General features: G+C 64.2%; 8 protein-coding genes, 1 tRNA gene and 2 pseudogenes. 8 read left to right on the forward strand and 3 right to left on the reverse strand.

Annotated elements, in window-relative coordinates:
- Positions 1 to 215, forward strand: a pseudogene (locus ACAM49_RS37665) (hypothetical protein); the annotation flags it as partial.
- 32 nt (positions 216 to 247) lie between these two features.
- Here ACAM49_RS37665 and ACAM49_RS37670 read toward each other — a convergent pair.
- The gene (locus tag ACAM49_RS37670) at positions 248 to 691 is read right to left on the reverse strand and encodes a type II toxin-antitoxin system VapC family toxin (RefSeq protein ID WP_369640312.1); all 444 of its coding nucleotides are present in this window, start codon (positions 689 to 691) and stop codon (positions 248 to 250) included.
- On the reverse strand, positions 688 to 918 hold the full coding sequence (locus ACAM49_RS37675; protein WP_369640313.1) for a ribbon-helix-helix domain-containing protein: 231 nt from the start codon (positions 916 to 918) through the stop codon (positions 688 to 690). The genes ACAM49_RS37670 and ACAM49_RS37675 overlap by 4 nt, the downstream gene beginning before the upstream one ends.
- 229 nt (positions 919 to 1,147) lie before the next feature.
- On the opposite strand from ACAM49_RS37675, the gene ACAM49_RS37680 reads away from it, so the two are divergent.
- From ACAM49_RS37680 to ACAM49_RS37710, 7 genes and pseudogenes are all read left to right on the forward strand, one after another.
- The gene (locus ACAM49_RS37680; protein WP_369640314.1) at positions 1,148 to 1,453 is read left to right on the forward strand and encodes an IS630 transposase-related protein; all 306 of its coding nucleotides are present in this window, start codon (positions 1,148 to 1,150) and stop codon (positions 1,451 to 1,453) included.
- A gap of 249 nt (positions 1,454 to 1,702) precedes the next feature.
- Complete coding sequence (locus ACAM49_RS37685) at positions 1,703 to 1,984, forward strand: hypothetical protein (protein WP_369640315.1); 282 nt, start codon at positions 1,703 to 1,705, stop codon at positions 1,982 to 1,984.
- Between the two features lie 172 nt (positions 1,985 to 2,156).
- On the forward strand, positions 2,157 to 2,771 hold the full coding sequence (locus tag ACAM49_RS37690; protein ID WP_369640316.1) for a TMEM175 family protein: 615 nt from the start codon (positions 2,157 to 2,159) through the stop codon (positions 2,769 to 2,771).
- A gap of 300 nt (positions 2,772 to 3,071) precedes the next feature.
- The gene (locus ACAM49_RS37695) at positions 3,072 to 4,064 is read left to right on the forward strand and encodes an alpha/beta hydrolase (protein WP_369640317.1); all 993 of its coding nucleotides are present in this window, start codon (positions 3,072 to 3,074) and stop codon (positions 4,062 to 4,064) included.
- 156 nt (positions 4,065 to 4,220) lie between these two features.
- The gene (locus ACAM49_RS37700) at positions 4,221 to 4,709 is read left to right on the forward strand and encodes a Dps family protein (RefSeq protein ID WP_369640318.1); all 489 of its coding nucleotides are present in this window, start codon (positions 4,221 to 4,223) and stop codon (positions 4,707 to 4,709) included.
- Positions 4,706 to 5,167: pseudogene (locus tag ACAM49_RS37705) on the forward strand (pyridoxal-phosphate dependent enzyme); the annotation flags it as partial. The gene ACAM49_RS37700 and the pseudogene ACAM49_RS37705, both read left to right, overlap by 4 nt.
- Before the next feature lie 25 nt (positions 5,168 to 5,192).
- On the forward strand, positions 5,193 to 6,314 hold the full coding sequence (locus tag ACAM49_RS37710; RefSeq protein WP_369640319.1) for a PucR family transcriptional regulator: 1,122 nt from the start codon (positions 5,193 to 5,195) through the stop codon (positions 6,312 to 6,314).
- Positions 6,315 to 6,720: 406 nt separating this feature from the next.
- Here ACAM49_RS37710 and ACAM49_RS37715 read toward each other — a convergent pair.
- Positions 6,721 to 6,796, reverse strand: a tRNA-Ala gene (locus tag ACAM49_RS37715).
- Between the last annotated feature and the right edge of the window lie 81 nt (positions 6,797 to 6,877).

Consider the following 6,877-nt stretch of genomic DNA (forward strand, 5'->3'; position numbering starts at 1 on the left):
CTTGGTTCCTGGACGAGGGCTGGACCACCCGAATCCAAACAGCCCTCTCCTGCCCAGAAACCCAAGACCTCCTCGCCTCCACCCGCTCCCCCCTAACCTTCGACCGTTTCCGCCACAACCTCCACCACTCCCTGACCCACGCCACCTACCGCATAGACCGCGTCCCCGAATTCGAAATCGCCCGCTGCCACCTCTCCCCACTCCCAGCCCCATGACATCGTTTGCGGATATGGCGGTTGTCAGTGGTTCAGTCGCCCTGGAGCAAGAGCCGGAACGACGGATGAGCAGGTGTGAGGGGCCGCACGGCGCGAAAATCCTTCTCATCCAACGTCAAGATGTCGTTGGTGAGGTAGCGCTCGGCGAGCACGACCGTGACCGCATCGGCCAGGTCGAGGCGGAGGCCGCGATACTGCTCGATGATCTTCTGGGCGACTCGGAGGTCGTCACGGTCCACTTGTGGCACGAGCACCGCGCCCTCTTCTGCCGAGGTGAGCAGATCGTCGAGGACGAGATCGGCTGTGCGGCGGTCCTTTCCGAATCGCGCGACGAGCAGATGATCGACCTCGTCCAGCACGAGCGGCGAGACAACCGCGACAGAGGTGGAGAGGAATTCACGTGCCCGTTCGTGCAGTTCCGCAGCGCGATCGTAGGCAGCGATGATGGCCGAGGTATCGGCGATGAAGAAGCTCACTCGCCGTATGCCTCGCCGAGCAGGTCCTCACTGTTGGCGGCGAATCCAGGATCGCCGGAATCAAACGACGGCCACGGCCGGGTACGGCGAACCCGGTGCGCCCGCAACAACACCAGGTCGATCCCCTCGCGAATCAAATCAGCTTCCGACCGCCCCGAAGCTTCAGCCGCCTCCTTGAGACGGGCAGCCTGCTCAGGATCCAGGTACACGCTCGTTTTGGCCTTCATAAACGTAGGGTACTACGTAGGGCATCCCCCGGCTTCGTGCATCACAGGAAAACCAAAAAAGCCACAGGTCAATGACCTGTGGCTCTCTCATGAAGTGGACCTTATGCGAGCTTACTCGAACCAGGGCACCCTAACTTCCACCCTCGAACAGCTCCGAATTCGAGCCTCTGACCAGGCTAAACGCCGACCCTCGCTGACGGTGCCGAAAGTACACGCATTGGGTCGCCGTTTGAGTGATGCGGATCGCGCGCAGATTGTCGCGGCGTACGAGAACGGAGCGTCAGCCAACCAGCTGAGCTCCGACTACCGGCTCGCCAAGGGCAGCATCCTTGACGTCCTGCGCGCGGGAGGTGCTGCCATTCGTCGGCAGCGTCGACTGTCGAAGGAGGAGATCGACCAGGCCGTCGTCAACTATCAGGATGGTCGGTCGCTCGCCCGTATCGCTGAGGGGTTCGGCGTCACGCCAAGCACCGTCGGGACCGCGCTGAAACGTCGCGGTGTCCCTCGCCGGGACACCCACGGCCGCCCGCGGTGATTCCCGTTCGGCATATTGGAGGCCTCCGAACGGGATTTCTCAGAGTAGGCAACTCCAACGCGGTCAACGAGGATGCCCCTCCTCGAGCGCATCCCATGGGAGGTGGTGGCCGAACTCCTTGACTGCCCTCGATGATCGCTGCGGCGAAAGTCCTCGATGTGGGTCATTCGACTCCGTGGCGGCGGTATTCGATGGCAGACTCGTGACCAGCCCGGTGACCGAGTTCCACAGCAGGAGAGGGAGTCACCCGTGTCCGACGAGAAACCACAGGCGTTGCCCGCCGACTCCGGCCTCATCATCGGCGCTCCACAACAAACCCCCGCCACCCTGCAACTCGGTGGCGGACAGGCACTGACCGCCAGTGGCGGGACGGTGCTGCCGGCCACGATCCCGGTTCTGGACGAGCAGGGTCGCCAGATCGCGATCTATACCGCAACGCTCACGCCACCGCCCGAGCCGACGACCAGAATCGTCGGGGGTGAGGAAGCGACACCGCACGAGTTTCCCTGGATGGTGGATGTCCGTCGTTGAGCGAACATCCCCTGAATCGGGTGCTGGGACAGCTGTGTGAGGTCGAGGCCGGGGTGGACATGATTGCGCAGCAGTCTTTCAGCATCCCTTGTGCGGCGGCACGATCCAGACACGCACCCGCCCACGCGCCGTGACGGCGTGATCCCACCCCACCGGTCGTACGCTCGGCCGAATGACGGACAAGAGCGTGGGTGTAGGAGCGGATCGGCTGCTGGCACTCTCGGACGGCGTCTTCGCCATCGCGATAACCCTGCTCGTCCTGGACATCACCATTCCGGAGGGACTCGACGGCCACGCCTTCGACGCGGCCTTGCACGCCCTGATCCCCCATATCGCCGCCTACGTGCTGAGCTTCGTGGTGATCGCGGCGTTCTGGCGCGACCACCGCCGGATCTTCCAGAGCGTCAGCGGCATCGACGACGGACTGCTCACCTTGGCGATGCTCGGCCTCGGCCTGGTCGCGCTGATTCCGTTTCCGACCGCGCTGCTGGCCGAGTACAGCGGGCAGCGGCAGTCGGTGGCGATCTACGCGGCCGTCGTCGCGGCGGTGGATACGATCCAGTTGACAATGGTCCTGTGGATCTGGCGGCATCCACGCCTGCTCCGCGCGCGGGTTCCGGTTCCGGTCATCCGCAATCTGGTCCAGGACATCGGATCGACCGTCGTCGTCTTCGCCTTGTCCATTCCGATCGCCTTCATCTCGGCCACCGCGGCGATGTGGTGCTGGTTGCTGTTGGTTCCGCTGAAGATCGGGATCGGCCGCCAGGGCCGCACACTGGGTCTGTGATCCCGGTCAAGGGGCACAAGGATTCTGCGTGATGCGCGGGATCTCGTGTGCGTCGGAGAGTCGTTCGACGCAGCTGTCGATGATGTCGCTTTCGCCCGCATTGCGACCTACGACTCGCCTGGGAATCTGTCTGATAATCTGCGTCCGGATTTCCGGTCACCGCCACAAATATTCCCGCACTTTCACGTTCGTCACAGAAACGATCTGTCTGCGAAGGGATATCAGCCGATGTGTGGTGAATTTGCTCGCGAATATCCAAGGCGCAGTCGGCGATCACGTACGACTGTCCTGATTCTGCTGATGTCGATCGTCGTCGTGGATTCAGCGGCCGCCGCACCGGCCGCTGCCGATATCAAAGGCTTCGACTTCATCGTCGATTCCGAGATGGGTCCGGTGAACACCCGGGTCTATCGGGCTGCCGACGGCAATAAGACCCGTGTGGCGTACGCCCTGCACGGCATGGAATCTGAGGTCGGCGTCAATGGCTGGGAGTCCGGCACCGATGCTGCGGAGACGTTGGCGGCGGCCAACGTCAATGTGGTGCTACCGATCGGCGGGCGAACCAGCTTCTGGACCGACTGGAAGGCGCCGAGCACCCCGGGGCTGGACTGCTTCGCCGCCTTCTTGCCACAGATCAACGACTCGCCGCACGTCGGTTCGTCCTCCGGCTCCGCGGATGAACTGAAGCAGCGGCAGGCCTACAAATGGGAGACCTTCCTGACCCGCGATCTGCCCACGGCACTGCACGATCGGCTGGGCTTCCAACGCGTCCGCAATGCCATATTCGGCGTATCCATGGGCGGTGGCGCCGCACTCACCCTTGCCGCCTACCACCCTGGACAGTTCAGCTTCGTCGGCTCGTTCTCGGGATTCCCCAATATCTCGGCTCCCCTGATGCCCGAGGCGATTCGGCTTGCCGTGCTGGTCAAGAGCGGTCTGAACATCGACTGCATGTGGGGCCCACCCTGGAACCCGATGTGGCGACGCAACGATCCCTTCGTCTCCGCACCCAGGTTGAAGGCCGCGCACACCCGCGTCTATATCGGTTCCGGCACCGGAATCCCGACCGCCGAGGATCTCTCGAACCCGCCCGGCACCGCCGTGGATCTCGGCATCGGCCTGGGTTTGGAGGCGCTCGCATTCGCCAACAGCAAAGCCTTCGAATTGCGTTTGCACGAACTCGACTACGACAACGTGACCTACGACTTCTGGCCCCAGGGCATCCACAGCTGGCCACACTGGCGCACCCACGTGAAGCCGATGATCGCCGACCTGATCACCCATGTCGGCTGAGGAAACCAGGAACGGCCCGGAATCTCGAGTTGCAGCCAATGGATGGCGGCGTTGTGTGTTCGAGGTCATCGCTGAAGTGCTGGTCAGCCATAGCGACCGGGAGTAATCTGGAATCATTCCAGAAAATGACACGGGTTGATCCCGAGAGGAGCCATCGTGACCACCACGCTGCACAAGACCTCCATCACCAGTCCACTCGGCAAGGCCGAGACCAAGGCGCTCGGCGTCGTCCTGCAGGAAGCGCTGACCGACCTGATCGATCTGGCGCTCACCGCCAAGCAGGCGCATTGGAATGTCGTCGGCCGCCAATTCCGTGCACTGCATCTGCAGCTCGACGAACTTGTCGCCGACAGCCGCGAGTTCTCCGACAGTGTCGCCGAACGCGCTGCGTCGCTGAGTATTTCGCCCGACGGCCGGGCCTCGACCGTGGCCGAGTCGGCACTACCCTTCCCCGCGGGCTATCTTGCCGACCGCGAAGTGGTCGAACTGATCGTCGCCCGCCTGGACGCGGTGGTCCATCGCTTCCGCCGGCACATCGAGGCCACCGCCACCGCGGACCCGATCACCCAAGACCTGTTCATCGGTATCACCGCCAAGCTCGAGGAACACCGCTGGATGTTCCAGGCCCAAATGGGATCGGAATGACCGCCGCCCGCGAACTTCCCGTCGCCGACGAGACCGATATCGACCGGTACGACCCCGGTTACCGTGCATGGCTGGGCGAGGCTGTGCGCAAGGTGCAGGCAGACGGCAACCGATCCTCCGGCACCCACCTGCTCACGATTCCGCTGCCGCCCGAATGGGGCGTCGATCTTTACCTCAAGGACGAATCCACCCATCCCACAGGCAGTCTCAAGCATCGGCTGGCCCGGTCGCTGTTCCTCTACGCCCTCTGCAACGGCTGGCTGCGCCCGGGGCGTCCGGTCGTCGAAGCCTCCAGCGGATCGACGGCGGTGTCGGAGGCCTATTTCGCCAAGCTGATCGGCTTGCCGTTCATCGCGGTCATGGCGCGCTCCACCGCCCAGTCCAAGGTCGATCTCATCGAATTCCACGGCGGCCGTTGCCATCTGGTCGACGACCCGGGTGAGGTATACGAAGTCGCCGCACGTCGTCACCGATGTCAAGGCGGTGACTCACCGCACCATCGAGCTGCTGGTCGCGACCATTCGCGCGGGCCGGGTGCCCGAACCCGCCGAGTTCGCCGGGAATGAATCTTCCGCGCGGAACCGGGCCGAGGAGCGGCTGCCGCTGGCCGACATCCTGAGTGCGTATCACGTTGCGGTGCAGTATCTCTGGCAGATAATCACCGAACTGGCGCACGCCACCGGAGATGAGCGAGATCTGGTCGAGATCGGTGTCCAAGTGCACCGCTTTCTGCGAACCGTGACGATGGCCGTGCTGCGGGGCTACAGGGCGGACCAGGCCCCGCTGCCGCCGATCGACCACGACCGGCGGCAGCTGTTTCTCGCACTGGCCAGCGGTAGCGAGCCCGAACGGGTGGCGCAGCGGCTCGGACTGACCCTGGCCCCGCGGTACTGGGTCGTTGCCATCGAGGTGGCGCCGGACCCACAACCCGCGAGCGCGGCGATCGGCGCGGTGGTCGCGGCGCGGCGCACCGCACGGCGCCTCGAACGCGAATTGGATCGCATCGGACGTGGCGAAACCCTGCGCCAGGGAACAGAGTCCGGTGGCGCCGCGCTGCTGCCATTCGAGCAACCACCCGTCGGCGCACAGCCGGCGCGGATGCAGGACCGCTTCGCCGAGCTGCGCGAGCGATTGTCCACCGTCGAGCGCGCCGTCGGTGCGCCGGTGCTATTCGCGGTGGACCTCGCCACCCCACCCGACGTGCCGGTCGCCCTCGGCGAGGTCCACGACCTGCTGCGGGTAGCGCGGTACGCGCGCCGTGAGTCGGGCGTGGTGCGATTTCAGGACCTGGCCGTCGAATACCAGCTCAGCCGCCCCAGCCGAGTAACCGCGATACAGCGAGAGTTGTTGCGCCCCATAGCCTCCGACCCGGTCCTATGCGGAACCCTGGAAGCCTACCTATGGCATCAGTGCAATGCCGGCGCCGCCGCCGCGGCCCTGCACGTACACCCGAACACCGTCTCTTACCGGTTACGGAAAACAGCCGAACTCCTCGGGCTCGACTTCACCAAACCCCGTGACCTGATGAGGGCCTTCGCCGCGGTCATCGCCACGCGATACACCTCCGAGCAGCCCAACCGCCAACGCGACGTCCACCTCGACTGAAACACCCGTCCGTGGCGGACTGGACGATCCCCGCAGCAGGCCCCGTTCACACAGGACTTCGCCGGGGGTGTCCTCCGCTAGGCCATTCCGGGGCCAGAGGGTGCTCGACGAACTGATCTGGTTTGTGCAGATAGCTCGTGGATCGATATCGGCAAACTCCACCAACACTCGGCCGCCGTCGATACCGACGAAACGGTGTTGTGGTCCAAGCAGATCCGCAACGAGGCGATTGCGTCTCACTGAATGTGAATAGCGTCCACCGCGATTACAACCACACCACAGCCAAACGACCTCAGGCGACTCGAACCCCGCGATCACAGCAATACTGCTGATCAGCAGCGGTTCAACGACCTCGACGGCGTATCACCCCAAAGAGCCGCAGGTCTCTGACCTGCGGCTCTATCGATGGTGGAGCTAAGGGGAATCGAACCCCTGACCTTCTCGATGCGAACGAGACGCGCTACCAACTGCGCTATAGCCCCGCGGGGTCGTTTCCGGCCCGCGGTGGAAAACTTTAGCAGGTGGACGGGGGAGGGGACGAATCGGCTGGTTAGAGGGGGTAT

The organism is Nocardia sp. JMUB6875, assembly GCF_041154655.1.
Classification (GTDB): Bacteria; Actinomycetota; Actinomycetes; order Mycobacteriales; family Mycobacteriaceae; genus Nocardia.

Excerpts from the sequence above, each read along its gene's own strand:
- ACAM49_RS37695 (WP_369640317.1), top strand. The coding sequence starts at position 3,072 with ATGTCGATCGTCGTCGTGGATTCAGCGGCCGCCGCACCGGCCGCTGCC.
- ACAM49_RS37675 (WP_369640313.1), bottom strand. The coding sequence starts at position 918 with ATGAAGGCCAAAACGAGCGTGTACCTGGATCCTGAGCAGGCTGCCCGT.
- ACAM49_RS37690 (WP_369640316.1), top strand. The coding sequence starts at position 2,157 with ATGACGGACAAGAGCGTGGGTGTAGGAGCGGATCGGCTGCTGGCACTC.